Here is a 17,309-nt window from a genome sequence, read left to right on the forward strand (position 1 = left end):
TCGGATAAACAGTATCCAAGCGCCCCCGTTGAGATGAAGACAAAGGAAAAACATGGCCGGCAGCGCCCTTTTTGCATTGATTGACGACATCGCCACCGTTCTTGACGATGTTTCCCTGATGACCAAGGTGGCCGCCAAGAAGACCGCCGGCGTGCTGGGCGACGACCTGGCCCTGAACGCCCAGCAGGTGGCCGGTGTACGGGCCGAGCGGGAACTGCCGGTGGTCTGGGCCGTCGCCAAGGGTTCGTTGAAGAACAAGGCCATCCTGGTGCCGGCGGCACTGGCCATCAGCGCCTTCATCCCCTGGGCGGTGACGCCGCTGCTGATGCTGGGCGGTGCCTTCCTCTGTTTCGAAGGCTTCGAGAAGCTGGCCCACAAGTATCTTCCGCACGAGGAAGAACATCATGAAGTCGCCGCCAGGACCGACGACGACATCGACCCGCTGGTCTACGAGCAGGAAAAGATCAAGGATGCCGTGCGCACCGACTTCATCCTTTCAGCCGAGATCATCGCCATCACCCTGGGCACGGTCGCCGGTGCACCGCTACAGCAGCAGATCACGGTGCTGGTCGGCATCGCACTGATCATGACGGCGGGGGTCTACGGACTGGTGGCCGGCATCGTCAAGCTCGATGACGGTGGCCTCTACCTGGTGCAGCATGCGGGCGCGAGCGCCTGGGGACGCTTCAAGGCCGGTATCGGACGGGCAGTCCTGGCGGCCGCGCCAAAGATGATGCGCAGCCTGTCGGTGATCGGCACGATTGCCATGTTCATGGTCGGTGGCGGCATCCTGACGCATGGCCTGCCCTTCGCGCATCACGCCATCGAGGCGGCGGCGCACGCCGTGGAGGGTATCGCGGTAGTCGGGCCGGTCTTCGGGGCGATCACTCCGGCGGTCTTGAATGCCGTCTTCGGCGTAGTCGCCGGTGCAGTGGTGCTGGTAGTCGTGAAGCTGGTGCAGCGCGTGCTGTCCCTCTTCAACAAGCAAGCCTAACCGACCAGACGCCCGCCGCGCATGCGGATGCCCTTGCGCGCCAGCGCCGGGGCCAGCGCGCCAAGGTCCGACAGGACCCCTCCCCCATGCGCATGGCAGATCGCCACGCCCAGCGCATCGGCGGCATCGGTGCCCGGCAAACCGGGCAGCTTCAGCAGCCGCGCCACCATCTCCTGCACCTGCGCCTTCTGGGCGCGTCCATGGCCGGCTACGGCTTGCTTGACCTGCAGGGCCGTATATTCGGCGACCGCCAGGTCGGCGGCCACCAGCGCGCAAATGGCCGCACCGCGCGCCTGCCCCAGCAGCAGTGTGGATTGCGGATTGACGTTGACGAACACTTTTTCGATGGCGGCGCAGTCCGGCGCATAGGACCTCACCACTTCGCCAACACTGGCCAGGATCACCTTCAGGCGTGAAGGCAGGTCGCCGTCCGGGGTCTTGATGGTGCCGGATGCGATATAGGAGAGCGTGTTGCCCTGCTTGTGGATGACCCCGAAACCGGTGGTGCGCAAGCCAGGGTCGATACCGAGGATTTTCATGCCCGCCAGTCTAACCGATCAGGCGGGCATCTCGCGTCAGAACAAGACGCCCTGCCCCGGATCCGGCATTTTCTGGCGTGGCGGGCGCCGGGCGGTCGACGGCAGGCCGCTCTTGCGCGAACCGTGCCTGTCCTGGATGGCGTCGGCTTCCGCCAGCGCAGTACTGCTGCTGCGCTGGCCGTAGAGGGCATCCTTGGCGTGCTTGAGCGCCGTCTTCTCATCCACGATGGGATCGGGATAAGCCGCCGTGCCGAATTCCGGCACCCAGCGCCGCACGTACTCGCCCAGCGGATCATGATCGCGCGCCTGCTTGGCCGGTGAATAAATGCGCAGCGTGTTGATGCCGGTGGTGCCGGACTGCATCTGCATCTGACTCCAGTGAATGCCCGGTTCAAAATCCAGGAACTGCCGCGCCAGGAACAAGCCCGGCGCGCGCCAATGCAGCCACAGGTGATAGGCGGCAAAGCTGACCAGCATGGCGCGCATGCGGAAGTTGAGCCAGCCGGTGGCGCACAGCTGGCGCATGCAGGCGTCGATCATGGGATAACCGGTTCGGCCTTCGCACCAGGCATCGAAACGCGCCTGCGCCTCCACGCCCCACGGACCGCCATCACCGGGGCGCAAGCCATCCAGCGAACGCGCGACGTTGCGCCATTCGATATCAGGCTGGTCTTCCAGCTTCTGCATGAAGTGGCAATGCCAGCGCAGGCGGCTGGAGAAGCCGCGCAGGCCATAGGCCAGCTCGCGGTCGGCAGTGTGCTCGATGGCCAGCTCGGTGGCCTGATGCACGCTGCGCATGGAAATGGTACCGAAGGCCAGATGCGCGCTGAGTCGGCTGCAGGCGTCGGGTGCGGTCAGCGGACTGGACATGCCGCGCCGGTAATCCCGTGCGCCACCACCGAGAAAGGCGCGCAGGGTGTCCCACGCTGCGGCCTCGCCGGCAGGCGGTTGCAGACGGACTTCGGGCAAACCCAGTTCGGTCAGCGTCGGCAGACGGTCCGGCTGCATGCCCGCAGGCGCGCGCAAGCCGACAGGATTGCCCACCTGCGGCGCCTCCATGCGCCGCACCCAGCGCGCAGCCCAGCCATCGCGGCTGCGCAGGCGCCGCACCACGCCGGTCTGCGGCCACTCCAGCCATTGCACGCCCTGGATGCGGCACCAGCGATTGACCGAGATATCGCGCGCATAGCTCCACGCCGGGCCGGTTTCTTCATGGCTGAACAGATGGGTGACACCCCATGCACGGCGCAAGGACTCCAGCACCTGCACCGCCTCGCCCACCCGCACCAGCAGCGGCAGTCCGCACCGCTGCAATTCCCGCTGCAAGGGCGTCAGCGAACGCAGCAGGAAATCCACATGGCGCGGATCGCATTCAACACTCTGCAACCACGCGGGCTCGATGATGAAGACCGCGAAGGCGCGCTCGCACTGCGCAGCCTCGGCCAGCGCCGCATGATCGCGCAAGCGCAGGTCGCGCTTGAACCAGACCAGGCCGACAGCCACGTCAGCCTCTTTCGCGGCGGCGCTCCAGGCGCACCACCAGCCGCTGCACGGCCGGGCGTACCTGCAGGAAAGCGCGATAGCTGCGTTCCATCAGCCACAACATGCCGGGCAGGCGCGCCAGCCGGGCCAGCCAGCGCCAGCCCGGCAAGCTCGCCCACAACTGGACGAAGGCTTCGGCACCGCTGAAGACCACACCATCGCTTCGACGCACGTGAAAGCGCGCCAGTAACTGCGCGCGCGTGAACCCTGCCGGAAGATCGGCCGGGGACACGTCGGTACGGCTGATATCGCAAAAGCGCAGGGGAGCCTCCTGCGCACCACGCTGGTAGAGGCTGATCTCGCGCCGGCACAGCGGACAGGCGCCATCGTAGAGCACGGTCAGTTCGTCCCGTGACTGGGGATCGGCATCAGCCATCGCGCCGCTCCCTGTGCTCGGTGCGCGCCAGCAGCTCGGCAGCCGTCTGCAGACCTTGGGTACTGCGGCGCCACCATTGCGTGAACAGGTCACTGGGCTTGTCCACCACAGGGAACAGGTCCGGCGGCGCCACACACTGCGCCCACAGCGGCAGCCAGGGCGCAAGATGCGGATCGGCCAGGCAACGCACGCTGCGCGCCGCCTTGAGCGCGCGCCCGACGGTGGCGGCATCGCCATGCCAGCACAGCGGCGTGAGCTCACGCATGCGCGCTCCCACGAAGGCCCAGCGACGCTGGTCCCAGGGCCACAGCAGATGGAAGTCCGAGAGATAAAGACCGACCACTACCGTATCGGGCGACAGATCGGTGGGCAACTCGCCCAGGCTCCATGGATGAACCAGCCAGACATCTCGTCCGGCCACGGCGTCAGGCTCGGGCGCAATGCTGCCCAAATATTCAGGTGGCATTGACAGCAGTGCCGGCTCCTTGCAGCGCTCCCGCATGCGCTGGGCCGGTTCGGCCGCCACCGGGTCGGGATGGAGCGCAATTTCGCCTAAAGCTTCATAGGAGGTATCTACCACCGTACCCGGGCTGTGCCATTCGGACGGTGCGTATTTGGCCACGTTCTCGGCATTGAAAAGATAGGGCTTGTGACTGCCGGTACCGGCCACCCACTGCCAGCTCAGGTGATTGCTGGCCAGGTCGCCATCCAGCAGATGGCCGACCATCCAGTCTGCACCGGCGCGCCAATGGACCTTGCGCAGATGCACCACGTAGCTGGCCAGCCACATGCGCGCGTGATTGTGCAGGCTCCCGGTGGCATACAGGGTGCGCACGGCCTGGTCGATGACGGGCAGGCCGGTGGCGGCTTCGCGGATGTCGGCCGGCAGCTCGCGGGCGTAAGCCGACTCCGGCAGTGGCCCGGCGTGCAGCGAATCGAAGATGCGCGCCCCGCGCCGCGCCCACACGTAGCGATAGAAGGCGCGCCAGCCCAGCTCGTAGACGAACTTGTGCTGCACATCCAGCGCCTGTCGGCTGCATACCCCGGCCAAGACCTCGCGCAGACTGACCAGGCCGTGCGTGAGATAGGGCGACAGCCCGGTCACGGCACCGTCGAGACTGTTGCGGGTGCGTGCGTAAGCCCCCGGTCGCACGGCGGCAATGCGTTCGCGCGCGGCGGCCAGGGTCGGCAGCAAGGGCAGCAAGGCCAGGGGCTGGGCCAGCCGGTCTACGGGGGCGGGGGAAGCAGCGGGACAGTCTTCCGGGGAAGGCATATCCAGGATCAGGTCGAATTGATGTTTGCGGTACATGGCTCGACTCCTCAAAGACCAGGATGGACGCGCTTGCGGCGACAGGCTTGAGAACAGTATCGGACCTCCTCCCAGTTCTTCGCCCAGGCGCGCCGCCAGGTCATGGGCAGGCCGCACACGACGCAGGGCTTGCTGGGCAAGTGCGCCTTGTTGCCGCGATGTCCGCTGATCTGGCTTTTGGGTTTCATGACGCAGAATTGTACCGAATAAATGCGTCACACTTGACTCATGACGCAGATTTAGCATCTATAATCTGTGTCAAATATGATTCATAGGAGGAAGCCATGAGCCTTGCCAATTCGACCACGCCCGCCACGTCCCCTGCCGCGGCCGCGGACAAACCCGCCGGTGAAGCCTTGCGCCGCACGGGCGCGGTGGCCCGCATGCTGCGCATGCCGGTCGCCACACTGCGGGTGTGGGAGCGCCGCTATGCCCTGACCCAGGGCAAGCTCTCCCCCAGCGGTCAGCGACTGTATTCGGAAGCCGACGTACGGCGTCTGGCGCTGATCCGGCAGTTGACTGAACTGGGTCACGCCATCGGCAGTCTGGCGGGGCTGGACATGGATCAGCTCCAGCAGGTCGCCGCCACCCACGCCGAACTGCACGCCGCGCGCCCCACGCCGCCGGAGGCAGCGCAGGGCCAGTGGCGGCTGGCCGTGATCGGCTCTACCCTGGCGCAGCGCCTGGACAAACCGGGTCTGCTGCAACGGCTGGGGCGGCCGCTGCAATTGCTGGGCCCGTTCGAAAACATCGAGCAGGCGGCCATGGCCTTGAAGCGGGAGGAAGTCGATGCCCTGCTGCTGCATGAGCCGCAATTGCACGCCGGCTGGCTGGGCGCGCTGGAGAGTTCGGCGCCGGCCCTGAGCGGGCTGCCGATGGCGGTACTGTACGGTTTTGCCAGCGAGGCCGTGTGCGAGACCCTGGCGGCGGTCGGCATCAGCCTGCTGCGCGCGCCCCAGCCGGACGTGGTGATCCTGCAATGGTTGCGCGGCCTGGCGGCGCTGTCTTCACCGGGGCGTGATGCGTCAGGCGAGGACAAGTCCCTGCCACCGCGCCGCTGGGATGACAACCAACTGATCGCCTTCGCCAACCAGTCCACCACGGTGGCCTGTGAATGCCCGCGCCACGTGGCCGAATTGCTGATGCAGCTGTCGCAGTTCGAGCGCTACAGCGCCCAGTGTGCCAACCGCAACGTGGCCGACGCGCAATTGCATCAATACCTGCAACAGCTGACCTCGGAATCACGCCAGCGTTTTGAAGCAGCCATGACGCGAATTGCCCTGCATGAAGGATTCATCACCGAGGACAGTTGAAACCGGCCTGGCACGGCGCACGCGGCACCAACAAAAACGCCCGGCATGAAGCCGGGCGTCGTTTTTGCAGCAAGCCGCAATCAGTGACGGAAGTGACGGGTGCCGGTCAGCAGCATGACGACATCGCGCTCATTGGCGGCATCGATGACTTCCTGGTCGCGCATGGAGCCACCCGGATGGATGACGCAGGTCGCGCCGGCATCAACCACCACGTCCAGGCCATCGCGGAACGGGAAGAAGGCATCCGAGGCCACGGCCGAACCGGCCAGGGTCAGGCCGGCATTCTGCGCCTTGATGGAAGCGATGCGGGCCGAATCGATGCGGCTCATCTGGCCCGCGCCCACGCCCAGGGTCATGCCATTGCCGCAGAAGACGATGGCGTTGGACTTGACGAACTTGGCCACGCGCCAGGCGAACATCAGGTCCTGCAATTGCTGCTGGGTCGGCTGCTTCTTGCTGACCACCTTCACATCGGCCAGCAGCACGTTCTTGGCATCCGGCGACTGCACCAGCAGGCCGCCACCGACGCGCTTGAAGTCATAGCCGTTCAGGCCCGTGCCCAGCGGGATTTCCAGCAGGCGCACGTTCTGCTTGGCCGCGAAGATCTGCCTGGCCTCGGCGCTGAAGGACGGGGCGATCAGCACTTCCAGGAACTGCTTGGCCACGGCTTCGGCTGCGGCAGCGTCCACTTCGCGGTTGAAGGCGATGATGCCGCCGAAGGCCGAGGTCGGGTCGGTCTGCAGGGCCTTGCTGTAGGCTTCCAGCGGGTTGGCGCCGATGGCTACGCCGCAGGGATTGGCGTGCTTGATGATGACGCAGGCAGCTTCCGTGGCCGGATCGAAGCTCTTGACACATTCCCAGGCGGCATCGGCGTCGGCAATGTTGTTGAAGGACAGTTCCTTGCCTTGCAACTGGGTGTAGTTGGCCAGGGCGCCATCGACCTTCTTGATGTCGCGATAGAAGGCGGCGCTCTGGTGCGGGTTCTCTCCATAGCGCATGTCCTGGACCTTCTCGAAGTGAAGATTCAGGGTGGCTGGGTAGGCGCTGCGCGTGCTGTGCTGCTTGTCTTCACCCAGCGAGGTGAAGTAATTGGTGATGGCGCCATCGTATTGCGCGGTGTGGGCGAAGACCTTCTTGGCCAGCGCGAAACGCTTTTCGTAGGGCAGGTCGCCGCCGGACTTCAGCTCGGCCAGCACGCCTTCATAGTCGGTCGGATCGCAGATGACGATGACGTCCTTGTGGTTCTTGGCCGAAGAACGCAGCATGGCCGGGCCGCCGATGTCGATGTTCTCGATCGCGTCTTCCAGCGAGCACTCGTCCTTGGCCACGGTCTGCTGGAACGGGTACAGGTTCACCACCACCATGTCGATGGTGGGAATGCCGTGCTGTTCCAGAGCGGCGACGTGCTCGGGGAAATCGCGACGGGCCAGGATGCCGCCATGGACCTTGGGATGCAGCGTCTTCACGCGGCCATCCAGCATTTCCGGGAAACCGGTGTAGTCGGCCACTTCGGTGACCGGCACGCCATTGTCGGCCAGCAGCTTGGCGGTGCCGCCGGTGGACAGGATGTTGACGCCCATGGCAGACAGCGCGCGCGCAAAGTCGAGCACGCCTGCCTTGTCGGATACGGAAATGAGTGCTTGTTTGATCATGGTAGGCAAGACTGGTAAGGAAAAGGAAACCTGAAAAACCGTGGAAGGAAGCGGCATCCGCACCCCATCCCGACGCCCCCGATGTGGCGCCGGCATGGTCGGTGACGGCTACAGCAGGCCGTGTTGCTGCAGCTTCTTGCGCAGCGTGTTGCGGTTGATGCCGAGGATCTCGGCGGCCTGGGACTGGTTGCCCTCGGCGCGCGCCATCACGGTCTCGAAGACCGGTTTTTCGACCGTGGCCAGCACCATGTCGTAGACATTGGTCGGTAGCTGTTCACCCAGATCCCGGAAATATTTTTCCAGGCTCTTCTTGACGACATCCTCGATACTTTCTTTGCTCATTGCTTTGTTGCTTCTGTTCTTGTCGGCGCCGCCTCGCAGGCTTGAATGCGCCATTTCCCCTGGGCGCGATCGTGCGTGGCGATGCCGTATTGTTGATCAATTGCGCCCGCCGTTGCCGCTCGCGCCGGCGCATCCGATACCCTGTCCTGTGGTGCTGTCCTGCCGTGCTGCTTCAGGCGGCCAGCGGCACCTCGTCGGCCAGTCCGTATTGCAGGCGATCGCCATGCACGGTCTGGTCGGCAAAGAATTGCCGTACTGCCTGCAACTGCTGGCCGCAGTCTTCGATGCGGTTCATGCTGCGGCGGAAAGTCTCACCGCCCGGCAGGTCGCGCACATACCAGCCGATGTGCTTGCGTGCCGTGCGCACGCCCAGGTAGTCGCCGTAGAAGGCGTAGTGGGCTTGCAGGTGTTCCTCCATCAGGTGCGCCACTTCGGTCACCAGCGGCGCCGGCAGGTGTTCGCCGGTACGCAGGAAGTGATCGATCTCGCGGAAGATCCAGGGGCGTCCCTGGGCGGCGCGACCAACCATGACGGCATCAGCCCCTGTGATGCGCAGGACCTCGCGCGCCTTCTCGGGGGTGGTGATGTCGCCATTGGCCACCACCGGGATCGTCACGGCGGCCTTCACGGCCGCGATGGTGTCGTACTCGGCTTCACCGCTGTAGCCGTCGGCCCGGGTGCGGCCGTGCAGGGTCAGCATGGCGATACCGGCGGCTTCGGCGCGGGCGGCGATCTTGAGGGCGTTCTTGTTGGCGCGGTCCCAGCCGGTGCGGAATTTCAGGGTCACCGGCACATCTACCGCCGACACCACCGCGTCCAGGATGCGCGCCACCAGGTCCTCGTCCTGCAGCAGAGCCGAACCGCACCAGCTGTTGCAGACCTTCTTGACCGGGCAGCCCATGTTGATGTCGATGATCTGCGCACCGCGCTCAACGTTGTACTTGGCGCAATCGGCCAGCATGACCGGATCGGCCCCGGCGATCTGCACCGCCTTGGGTTCCATCTCGCCATCGTGGTTGATGCGACGCGAGGTCTTCTCGCTCTGCCACAGCCGCGGATCGGACGCCGCCATTTCGGACACGGCATACCCTGCCCCCAGCTGCTTGCACAGCTGACGGAACGGACGGTCGGTCACACCCGCCATGGGGGCGACGAACACGTTGTTGCGCAGGGAATAGGGCCCAATGTTCACGACGTGGATCAGGGGGAGGTTCGAGGAAGGGCGCTATTTTAGCGCGATTGCCAGCCTCGCCCAACAAGAATCGGGCGCGGTTACATCTTTGGGGCTGATTATTTATTGGGCAGGAGGGACTGTTGGCGAAATGCCAATGTCACGTATCAGCGGACAGGAAAACCAACAAACCGCCAAGATCAAACGACCGGAAAGATACCTCCCGGCAATAGTGCAGCTCAACGATCCACCTCATCCAGCGTCTCCCGCTGGAGATGCCCGATCTCGCCCCAGGAGCGGATGTAGGCGCGTTCGCCGTCCCAGTGCAGGCGGTTCACGCTGGCATTGAAGATGTCGAAGGTGCGCGGCTGGGCGAAGCAAGTCTGACTGGCCCAGTGATGCACGCACTCCAGCACGCCGCCATGCGTGACGATGGCCACCTTGCGATAGCGGCCCGAGGCCAGCACGCGCTGCACCGCCGCGACAGAACGTTCATAGAATTCGCGCATGGTCTCGGCGATGCGCTCACCGGCGGGATAACGAAAGTCCGGTTCGCGAGCCTTCCACTGGCGATAAGCCTCGGGATAGCGCACCTCGATCTCGGTATGGCGCAGCCCCTCGAAGGCGCCATAGCAGCGTTCGCGCAGACCGGCATCGATCTGCACCGCCAATCCCGCCACCCCCGCCACGGCCTGGGCGGTATCGCGCGCACGCTGCAGGTCGCTGGCGAAGACGGCATCGATGCCCTCCCCCGCCAGCGCCTCGCCCAGCGCCAGCACCTGACGCTGGCCGGCCTCATTCAAGCCGATGTCGATATGCCCTTGCAGGCGCTTGTCCACGTTCCAGTCGGTTTCGCCGTGGCGGATCAGCAGGATCTCGGTCATGCTTCAGTTCAGCTGCGCGGGACCGCGTTGGGGTTGAGGGTGTACAGGCCGGTGATCGAAGCCTGCTCCAGCACGTGATCACGCAATGCGGTCAGGACCACCGATCCTTCCAGGTTGCCGGCTACCGGCAGCTGTTCCACGTCCAGTGCATAGAGGGTGAAAATGTAGCGGTGCACCAGCGCATCGTTCCACGGCGGGCAGGGGCCGTCATAGCCGAAGTAGTCGCCGCGCATGTCGCCGTCCCCGGCGAACCAGCCGGTGTAGTCGTTGATGCCCTGGCGCGCCCCCGGCATGACCTCGCCCAGCACCGCCGGCCCCGGCTTGCCACGGGCGGTCACGCCGTTGCTGAACTGGCCGGCCTTGATCTGGCTGACATTGGCAGGAATGTCGACCAGCGTCCAGTGATAGAAATCAACGCGCGGCAGCTCCAGCGGCACGGTCTTGCCTTCCTGGTTCACGTCGTCGCCGCGCGAAGGCACGTCAGGATCGTGCACCACCAGCGCCAGCGACTTGGTGCCGGCCGGCAGATCACTCCACGCAAAGTGCGGATTGCGATTGGAAGACAACGCCACGTGGGTCTTGGGGTCCATCACCGCAAAGGCGAATTCGCCGGGGATGTTGGCACCGTCCTTGAAAGAATCGCTCCAGAATTTCATATCACCTCCTAAAAGTAAGGCCACATTCAACACGCATTACGGATCCATTTGGGGACGCGCCGCCCGGCTTCAATGCCGGGTCTGGATTTATTGAGCAAGGTTCATATCGGCAGCCGGGGCCTTGGGCTTGATCTGCAGCCAGAAGCTCACCGGACCGTCGTTAATGAGCGATACCTTCATATCGGCTCCGAAGCGCCCTGTTCCGACCCGCTCCTGACCATGCCGCACGCGCGCCTGCGCCACGAAGTGATCGAACAGCTGCCGCCCGAGTTCCGGCGCCGCAGCAGGCGTGAAGGAGGGGCGCGTGCCTGAATTGGTATCGGCCGCCAGCGTGAATTGCGGGATCAGCAGCAAGCCGCCTTGCACATCGGCCACACTGCGATTCATCTTGCCGGCCTCGTCGCTGAAGACGCGATAGGCCAGCAGCTTCTTCAGGAGGGCGTCAGCTTCGGTCGGGGTGTCGTGGCGCTCGGCGCAGACCAGCACCATGAGCCCGGTGCCGATGCTGCCCAGCGTCTGGCCATCCACCACCACCGAGGCCTGGCTGACCCGCTGCAAGAGAGCGATCATGCGCGCTCCAGCTTACGCCAGGGTGACGCGGGCGAACTTGCGCTTGCCCACTTGCACCACGCACTGGCCGGCCTCGACCTTCAAACCCTTGTCGCTGATGACGGTGCCGTCGATACGCACACCGCCCTGCTCCACCATGCGCAGCGCCTCCGAGGTGGAGGCGCACAGGTTGGCCTGCTTCAACAACTGGCCGATGCCCAGCGGCGCGCCCGACAGCGAGACTTCCGGGATGTCGTCCGGGATGCCGCCCTTGGAACGGTTGACAAAGTCGGCCAGCGCATCTTCGGCGGCCTGCTGCGAGTGGAAGCGGGCCACGATTTCCTGGGCCAAGGCCACCTTGATGTCACGCGGATTCTTGCCGGCTTCGACATCAGCCTTGAAGCCGGCGATCTCGGCCATGGAACGGAAAGACAGCAGCTCGTAGTAGCGCCACATCATCACGTCGGAAATGCTCATCACCTTGGCGAACATGGTGTTGGCCGGTTCGGTGATGCCGATGTAGTTGCCCTTGGACTTGGACATCTTTTCCACGCCGTCCAGGCCTTCCAGGAGCGGCATGGTCAGGATGCACTGGGGCTCCTGGCCGAAGTCCCTCTGCAGTTCGCGGCCCACCAGCAGGTTGAATTTCTGGTCGGTGCCGCCCAGTTCCAGGTCGGACTTCAGGGCCACCGAGTCATAACCCTGCATCAACGGGTAGAGGAATTCATGCACCGAAATCGGCGTACCTTCCTTGAAGCGCTTGGTGAAGTCATCACGCTCCATCATGCGCGCCACGGTGTAACGCGAAGCCAGCTGGATCATGCCACGGCTACCCAGGGCGTCGCACCATTCGGAGTTGTAGCGGATCTCGGTCTTGCTCGGATCCAGCACGAGACTGGCCTGGGCGAAATAGGTCTTGGCGTTGACCTCGATCTGCTCGCGCGACAGCGGCGGACGGGTGGCGTTGCGACCGGACGGGTCGCCGATCATGGAGGTGAAGTCACCGATCAGGAAGATCACCTGGTGGCCCAGGTTCTGCAGCTGGCGCATCTTGTTCAACACCACGGTGTGCCCCAGGTGCAGGTCGGGCGCGGTCGGATCCAGACCCAGCTTGATGCGCAGCGGCTGGCCGCTTTGCTCGGCGCGCGCCAGCTTTTGCGCGAATTCGCTTTCGATGAGCAGCTCATCGATGCCGCGCTTGGTAATGGCCAGCGCCTCCTGCACCTTGTCGGTGAGGGGCAGGCGGGAAGGGGCTGCAGACGTGGCAGCAGAAGCAGCAGCGGAGGTGGACTGATCGGCGTTCATCGATATAACTAAAAAATAGGCTTTTGTAGGACAGGACCGCTAAACCGTGTTGCTATAATTCCGACTTTCGTTTTTTCTGCCCAGCGCCAGGACGCGGCCTCAGAAGCTCAGCAGCAGAAAAAGCGTATCGACCCGTAGGCGATGTTTCGCGGGCGCAACACGGTGGGGGACAGGAAACGCCGCATTGCAGCCATACCCGCCATCCGCCACGGAAACGCCAGATTTTAACGTATTCGGTTTGCATGTTCCCACAAGATAAACTCAAGCACCTCTCGTCCCTGTGCTTCTCCGTGTTGCAGTCCTGCCACCACAAAGTCGCCGCCTCCTCGCCCAAGACCCGCATCATTGGCGCCAGCGCCCTGTTCCTGGCCGCCTTCACCATCGGTGCCGCCGGTTTCGCCCCGGCCGAGCCGGACCTGCGCGATGCCCCGGTCAACCCGATCTCCAAGGAACTGGCCCTGCCCAATCTGCAACAGCAGATCAGCGCGCTGGAAGAACGCTCGCAGTATTACGTCAACGAAGAGAAGGTCCGCAGCGGCGACACCCTGGCCACCCTGCTCAACCGTCTGGGCGTGGATGACGACGAGGCCACCGCCTTCATCAAGTCCGATACCCTGGCGCGCACGGTGATGCAGTTGCGTCCCGGCAAGCGCGTGGTGGCACAGACCGATGACAACGGCGAGCTCGTCAAGCTCTCCGCCACCCTGGACGACGGCAGCGATACCCCCAAGAACCTGGTGATCTCGCGCCACGACGGCAAGCTCACCGCCCAAGCCCAGCCCGCCGTGCTGGAGCGCCGCGTGGAAATGCGCGCCGGCATCATCTTCTCTTCGCTCTTCGCCGCCACCGATGCGGCCCAGATCCCGGACGCCATCGCGATGCAGCTGGTGGACATGTTCGCCACCAACATCAACTTCGCCTCCGACCTGCGCCGTGGCGACCGTTTCAACGTGGTCTACGAGACCTACTACCAGAACGGTGACCTGGTGCGCACCGGCCGCGTGCTGGCCGGTGAATTCGACAATGCCGGCAACCGCTACCAGGCCGTCTGGTTCAGCGACCCGGCCAGCAAGACCGGCGGGGGCGGCTACTATGCCTTCGATGGCAAGTCGCTGAAAAAAGCCTTCCTGAAGTCGCCCCTGGCCTTCACGCGTATCTCTTCCGGTTTCTCGATGCGCCTGCATCCCATCCTCGGCAAGTGGAAGCAGCACACCGGCGTGGACTTTGCCGCGCCGACCGGTACCCCCATCCATGCCGCAGCCGACGGTGTGATCGATTTCGTCGGCCAGCAGAATGGCTACGGCAACATCGTCGTCATCAAGCACTGGGGCGGCTACTCCACCGCCTACGGTCACATGAGCCGTTTCGCGCCCAACATCAAGAAGGGCATGAAGGTCAGCCAGAATGACGTGATCGGCTTCGTCGGCATGACCGGCTGGGCCACCGGCCCGCACCTGCATTACGAGTTCCGCGTCAACAACCAGCCGCGCAATCCGCTGTCGGTGGACGTGCCCAACACCCAGGCCCTGACGGGACCGCAAATGCAGCGCTTCCGTGCCGTGGCGGCCGAGATGCAGCATCGCATGGCCATGCTGCGCGTGCCGGGTGCGCCCGATGTGAAGCTGGCGACCATCAAATAAGCCGGGGCTGTCCGATATCCCCTGCCAGGGCGGCGCTGTAGAATCAGCGGCCGCCCTTTTCTTTTTCTGTCCTTGCCCGCCATGAACGATTCTTCCCAGTTGTATATCGGCCTGATGTCCGGCACCAGTCTCGACGGTGTCGATGGCGTGCTGGCCGCCTTCGACGGCCAGGCCGTGTCGGCCACGCTGGCAGCAGCCTACGTACCCTTCCCCGCACATCTGCGCGCCGACCTGATGGCCCTGCAAGCCGCCGGTCCCAACGAGATCGAGCGCGAAGCCCTGGCCGCCAATGCGCTGGCAGTGCATTACGCCGACTGCGTGGCGCAACTGCTGCTGCAGGCCGGCAAGTCGGCAGCCGATGTGCGCATGGTGGGGGTGCATGGACAGACCATCCGCCATCGTCCCGAACTGGGGTTCACGCGCCAGAGCAACAATGCCGCCCTGCTGGCCGAACTGTGCGCCATCGATGTGGTCGCCGATTTCCGCAGCCGCGACGTCGCCGCCGGTGGCCAGGGCGCACCGCTGGTACCAGCCTTCCATCGCGCCCTCTTCGGTGATGCGACCCAGTCGCGGGTGGTGGTCAACATCGGCGGTATCGCCAACATCAGCATCCTGCCGGCCGATGAAGAAGGGGCTTACGGTTTCGATACCGGTCCCGGCAATGCGCTCATGGATGGCTGGATCCATCTGCACCAGCAACGCCCCTACGACGCCAATGGTCACTGGGGCGCCTCCGGCCAGGTCCATGCGGGACTGCTGGCGCAATTGCGCGATGAAGACTTCTTCCGCGCAGCACCGCCCAAGAGTTCCGGACGCGACCTGTTCCACCTGGACTGGCTGCAGGCAGCGCTACTGCGCACCGGCGCAGCGCTCGCCCCGGAAGATGTGCAGGCCACCCTGGCCATGCTCACCGCCAGCACCATTGCCGAGGCCATCCTGGCCCATGCACCTGCGGCCCGACAGGTCTATGTCTGCGGAGGCGGCGCCGAGAATGCCCTGCTGATGCGCTTGTTGCAGCAGCAGTTGCAGGACCGTGCGATCGTGCAGTCGACGGCAGTACTGGGCGTGGCCCCGCAACATGTGGAAGCGCTGGCTTTCGCCTGGCTGGCGCGCCGCTTCGATCTGCGACTGCCGGGCAATCTGCCGGCAGTGACCGGCGCGCGCGGCTTGCGGGTACTGGGTGCGCTCTACCCGGCCTGAACCGATATCGCAGAAACGACGAAGCCGTCCGGTGCAGCATCGGACGGCTTCGTTTTATTATTTATTCTATTTTTCATTTTTCATTTTATTTCGATACCGATCAGTTCGGTATCAAAATAAAAATCGCCATTTGCAATTTGTAATTAGTAATTAGTAACGGCTGATACGACCGTTATCCAGTCGCACGCGGTCGCCCACGCGGAAGTCGGTATTGTCTTCCTGCGCAAAGGTCTGCAAGGAACCGTCACTCATGCGCACGCGGATGTTGTAGACCGGATGAGCTGCTGCGCTGTTGCGTTGGACCTGGTTACCCGCATACGCGCCACCGGCCGCACCGGCTACGGTCGCCAGCACACGGCCGGTGCCGCCACCTACCGCGTTGCCCAGCAAACCACCCGCCACGCCACCCACCACTGCACCGGCCACGCCGCTGCTTTCCTTGTGGGTGACTTCGATGGCTTCCACCACGCCGGTACCGGAATAGGCTGCCACCCGTTCATAGTTCTGCGAGGTGGACGCAGCGCCGTAAGGCGCTTGCTGCGGACTGGCGCAGCCGATCAGCAGGCCGGCGAAACTGGCGCTGACCACGGCCAGCGAAACATAATGATGACGGATGGACATGCGATTCTCCTGTGCGGCAATGCGATGGATAGTGTGCACAGTGTGCCGCGCCTGGTGCGCGCGCGGCATCGGAGAAGCCCGGCAATGCGTGTCGGAAGAATGAGGACGTCGCCGTCAGCAGACAGTCAATTGAGCCAGCCGCGCCGACGGAAATACCAGAACGGCGCAATGGCCGACCCCACCATCAGAAGGATGGCCAAGGGATAACCGACCACCCAGTCGAGTTCGGGCATGACCCGGAAGTTCATGCCGTAGATGCTGGCAATCAGCGTGGGGGGCAGGAAGGCCACCGAGGCCACCGAGAAGATCTTGATGATCTTGTTCTGGTTGATGTTGATGAAGCCGACCGTGGCATCCATCAGGAAGTTGATCTTGTCGAAGAGGAAGGCGGTGTGACCATCCAGGGATTCAATGTCGCGCAGGATCTGGCGCGCATCCTCGAACTGCTCCGAACTCAGCAGACGCCCGCGCATCAGGAAGCTGACCGCGCGGCGCGTATCCATCATGTTGCGGCGGATGCGACCGTTCAAGTCTTCTTCGTGGGCGATGGTGTTGAGCACATCGGCGGCGGCCTGGTCGGAGAGGCTTTTCTTCAACACGCTGGTACTGACCGCTTCGAGCTTCTGGTAGATGCCTTCGAGGGCATCGGCGGAGTATTCGGCATCGGTCTCGTAGAGATCGAGCAGCACGTCGCGGTAGTCGCCGATGGAACCGGGCCGCGAGCGCGCGCGCATGCGCACCAGGCGGAACACCGGCAGGTCTTCGGCGTGCACCGAGAAGAGGATGTTGCGCGCCAGGATGAAAGCCACCGTCATGGTGGAGGACGAATCATCATCCCCTTCGAAGAGGAAGTCGGTGCGCAGATGCAGGTCGCCGTTCTCGGCCTCGAAGTAGCGGGCAGAGGCTTCGATGTCGCTGAATTCATCCTCGTCGGGCAGGGTCACGCCATAGATGCTCTTGACCCAGGCGCGCTCTTCGTCATTGGGTTCGGTCAGGTCCACCCAGACCGGCGCGGCCTGTTCCAGGTCGGTGCGGCTGTCGATGTTGACCTGACTCAGCCGTCCGTTTTGCAACACGAATACATTGATCATGGGTTCTCGCTCGGTGGAACGCGGGTGAAGTGCGGGCAGCCCGTGGCGACAGGCGCGAAACGTGCGCAAGTGTACGTTCAAGCCCCGCGCCAGGCAAGCGCCAATCCAGCGCCGACGACACGGCC

18 protein-coding genes are annotated in these 17,309 nt (G+C 64.2%); 4 read left to right on the forward strand and 14 right to left on the reverse strand.

Annotation, left to right across the window (positions count from 1 at the left end):
• The first annotated feature begins 52 nt into the window (after positions 1-52).
• Positions 53-994 carry a DUF808 domain-containing protein gene (locus ACODSZ_RS18055; RefSeq protein ID WP_488928199.1) on the forward strand — a complete coding sequence of 314 codons (942 nt, stop codon included), beginning with the start codon at positions 53-55 and terminating at the stop codon, positions 992-994.
• Here ACODSZ_RS18055 and ruvC read toward each other — a convergent pair.
• Genes ruvC through ACODSZ_RS18080 form a run of 5 tightly spaced genes read right to left on the reverse strand, consistent with a single transcriptional unit; the run spans position 991 to position 4,948 of the window.
• A complete protein-coding gene (ruvC, locus tag ACODSZ_RS18060) occupies positions 991-1,533 on the reverse strand; it encodes a crossover junction endodeoxyribonuclease RuvC (RefSeq protein WP_008334734.1) in 543 nt (180 codons plus the stop codon). The genes ACODSZ_RS18055 and ruvC overlap by 4 nt on opposite strands.
• 36 nt (positions 1,534-1,569) lie before the next feature.
• The gene (locus ACODSZ_RS18065; protein WP_488928200.1) at positions 1,570-3,036 is read right to left on the reverse strand and encodes an FAD-binding domain-containing protein; all 1,467 of its coding nucleotides are present in this window, start codon (positions 3,034-3,036) and stop codon (positions 1,570-1,572) included.
• 1 nt (position 3,037) lies between these two features.
• Entirely contained in the window at positions 3,038-3,451 is a 414-nt protein-coding gene (locus ACODSZ_RS18070; protein WP_488928201.1) for a thiol-disulfide oxidoreductase DCC family protein, read from the reverse strand.
• The gene (locus tag ACODSZ_RS18075) at positions 3,444-4,760 is read right to left on the reverse strand and encodes an FAD-binding domain-containing protein (RefSeq protein ID WP_488928202.1); all 1,317 of its coding nucleotides are present in this window, start codon (positions 4,758-4,760) and stop codon (positions 3,444-3,446) included. The genes ACODSZ_RS18070 and ACODSZ_RS18075 overlap by 8 nt, the downstream gene beginning before the upstream one ends.
• Positions 4,761-4,771: 11 nt before the next feature.
• The gene (locus ACODSZ_RS18080; protein ID WP_175342879.1) at positions 4,772-4,948 is read right to left on the reverse strand and encodes a DUF2256 domain-containing protein; all 177 of its coding nucleotides are present in this window, start codon (positions 4,946-4,948) and stop codon (positions 4,772-4,774) included.
• A gap of 96 nt (positions 4,949-5,044) precedes the next feature.
• Here ACODSZ_RS18080 and ACODSZ_RS18085 point away from each other — a divergent pair, with 96 nt between their 5' ends.
• Positions 5,045-6,073 carry a MerR family transcriptional regulator gene (locus ACODSZ_RS18085; RefSeq protein WP_175342880.1) on the forward strand — a complete coding sequence of 343 codons (1,029 nt, stop codon included), beginning with the start codon at positions 5,045-5,047 and terminating at the stop codon, positions 6,071-6,073.
• Between the two features lie 80 nt (positions 6,074-6,153).
• Here ACODSZ_RS18085 and purH read toward each other — a convergent pair whose 3' ends face one another.
• From purH to tyrS, 7 genes are all read right to left on the reverse strand, one after another.
• Positions 6,154-7,725: a bifunctional phosphoribosylaminoimidazolecarboxamide formyltransferase/IMP cyclohydrolase gene (gene purH, locus ACODSZ_RS18090; protein ID WP_175342881.1), complete on the reverse strand. Its 1,572-nt coding sequence runs from the start codon at positions 7,723-7,725 to the stop codon at positions 6,154-6,156.
• A 108-nt stretch (positions 7,726-7,833) separates the two neighbouring features.
• Entirely contained in the window at positions 7,834-8,067 is a 234-nt protein-coding gene (locus tag ACODSZ_RS18095; RefSeq protein WP_006463627.1) for a Fis family transcriptional regulator, read from the reverse strand.
• Positions 8,068-8,239: 172 nt separating this feature from the next.
• Positions 8,240-9,259, reverse strand: coding sequence for a tRNA dihydrouridine synthase DusB (gene dusB / locus ACODSZ_RS18100; protein ID WP_008334716.1), 1,020 nt, complete (start codon positions 9,257-9,259; stop codon positions 8,240-8,242).
• 218 nt (positions 9,260-9,477) lie between these two features.
• Complete coding sequence (locus ACODSZ_RS18105; protein ID WP_488928203.1) at positions 9,478-10,122, reverse strand: histidine phosphatase family protein; 645 nt, start codon at positions 10,120-10,122, stop codon at positions 9,478-9,480.
• An 8-nt stretch (positions 10,123-10,130) separates the two neighbouring features.
• Positions 10,131-10,778, reverse strand: a complete 648-nt coding sequence (locus ACODSZ_RS18110) for a YbhB/YbcL family Raf kinase inhibitor-like protein (RefSeq protein WP_008334713.1) — start codon at positions 10,776-10,778, stop codon at positions 10,131-10,133.
• Positions 10,779-10,865: 87 nt separating this feature from the next.
• Positions 10,866-11,348 carry a D-aminoacyl-tRNA deacylase gene (gene dtd / locus ACODSZ_RS18115; RefSeq protein ID WP_488928204.1) on the reverse strand — a complete coding sequence of 161 codons (483 nt, stop codon included), beginning with the start codon at positions 11,346-11,348 and terminating at the stop codon, positions 10,866-10,868.
• Positions 11,349-11,360: 12 nt separating this feature from the next.
• Positions 11,361-12,632 carry a tyrosine--tRNA ligase gene (tyrS, locus tag ACODSZ_RS18120; protein WP_488928205.1) on the reverse strand — a complete coding sequence of 424 codons (1,272 nt, stop codon included), beginning with the start codon at positions 12,630-12,632 and terminating at the stop codon, positions 11,361-11,363.
• A gap of 242 nt (positions 12,633-12,874) precedes the next feature.
• Between tyrS and ACODSZ_RS18125 the strand changes: the two genes are divergently transcribed.
• Positions 12,875-14,272: a M23 family metallopeptidase gene (locus tag ACODSZ_RS18125; RefSeq protein ID WP_008334704.1), complete on the forward strand. Its 1,398-nt coding sequence runs from the start codon at positions 12,875-12,877 to the stop codon at positions 14,270-14,272.
• 81 nt (positions 14,273-14,353) lie between these two features.
• Complete coding sequence (locus ACODSZ_RS18130) at positions 14,354-15,472, forward strand: anhydro-N-acetylmuramic acid kinase (protein ID WP_008334696.1); 1,119 nt, start codon at positions 14,354-14,356, stop codon at positions 15,470-15,472.
• Between the two features lie 150 nt (positions 15,473-15,622).
• On the opposite strand, the gene ACODSZ_RS18135 is transcribed toward ACODSZ_RS18130, so the two are convergent.
• Both ACODSZ_RS18135 and corA read right to left on the reverse strand, forming a co-directional pair.
• Complete coding sequence (locus tag ACODSZ_RS18135; RefSeq protein WP_488928206.1) at positions 15,623-16,093, reverse strand: glycine zipper 2TM domain-containing protein; 471 nt, start codon at positions 16,091-16,093, stop codon at positions 15,623-15,625.
• 125 nt (positions 16,094-16,218) lie between these two features.
• Positions 16,219-17,184 carry a magnesium/cobalt transporter CorA gene (corA, locus tag ACODSZ_RS18140; protein ID WP_008334694.1) on the reverse strand — a complete coding sequence of 322 codons (966 nt, stop codon included), beginning with the start codon at positions 17,182-17,184 and terminating at the stop codon, positions 16,219-16,221.
• Positions 17,185-17,309: the final 125 nt, after the last annotated feature.

Source organism: Herbaspirillum sp. FG34, from assembly GCF_057809315.1.

Excerpts from the sequence above, each read along its gene's own strand:
- ACODSZ_RS18055 (WP_488928199.1), top strand. The coding sequence starts at position 53 with ATGGCCGGCAGCGCCCTTTTTGCATTGATTGACGACATCGCCACCGTT.
- ruvC (WP_008334734.1), bottom strand. The coding sequence starts at position 1,533 with ATGAAAATCCTCGGTATCGACCCTGGCTTGCGCACCACCGGTTTCGGG.
- ACODSZ_RS18070 (WP_488928201.1), bottom strand. The coding sequence starts at position 3,451 with ATGGCTGATGCCGATCCCCAGTCACGGGACGAACTGACCGTGCTCTAC.
- ACODSZ_RS18075 (WP_488928202.1), bottom strand. The coding sequence starts at position 4,760 with ATGTACCGCAAACATCAATTCGACCTGATCCTGGATATGCCTTCCCCG.
- ACODSZ_RS18080 (WP_175342879.1), bottom strand. The coding sequence starts at position 4,948 with ATGAAACCCAAAAGCCAGATCAGCGGACATCGCGGCAACAAGGCGCAC.
- ACODSZ_RS18085 (WP_175342880.1), top strand. The coding sequence starts at position 5,045 with ATGAGCCTTGCCAATTCGACCACGCCCGCCACGTCCCCTGCCGCGGCC.
- purH (WP_175342881.1), bottom strand. The coding sequence starts at position 7,725 with ATGATCAAACAAGCACTCATTTCCGTATCCGACAAGGCAGGCGTGCTC.
- ACODSZ_RS18095 (WP_006463627.1), bottom strand. The coding sequence starts at position 8,067 with ATGAGCAAAGAAAGTATCGAGGATGTCGTCAAGAAGAGCCTGGAAAAA.
- ACODSZ_RS18105 (WP_488928203.1), bottom strand. The coding sequence starts at position 10,122 with ATGACCGAGATCCTGCTGATCCGCCACGGCGAAACCGACTGGAACGTG.
- ACODSZ_RS18110 (WP_008334713.1), bottom strand. The coding sequence starts at position 10,778 with ATGAAATTCTGGAGCGATTCTTTCAAGGACGGTGCCAACATCCCCGGC.
- dtd (WP_488928204.1), bottom strand. The coding sequence starts at position 11,348 with ATGATCGCTCTCTTGCAGCGGGTCAGCCAGGCCTCGGTGGTGGTGGAT.
- tyrS (WP_488928205.1), bottom strand. The coding sequence starts at position 12,632 with ATGAACGCCGATCAGTCCACCTCCGCTGCTGCTTCTGCTGCCACGTCT.
- ACODSZ_RS18125 (WP_008334704.1), top strand. The coding sequence starts at position 12,875 with ATGTTCCCACAAGATAAACTCAAGCACCTCTCGTCCCTGTGCTTCTCC.
- ACODSZ_RS18130 (WP_008334696.1), top strand. The coding sequence starts at position 14,354 with ATGAACGATTCTTCCCAGTTGTATATCGGCCTGATGTCCGGCACCAGT.
- ACODSZ_RS18135 (WP_488928206.1), bottom strand. The coding sequence starts at position 16,093 with ATGTCCATCCGTCATCATTATGTTTCGCTGGCCGTGGTCAGCGCCAGT.
- corA (WP_008334694.1), bottom strand. The coding sequence starts at position 17,184 with ATGATCAATGTATTCGTGTTGCAAAACGGACGGCTGAGTCAGGTCAAC.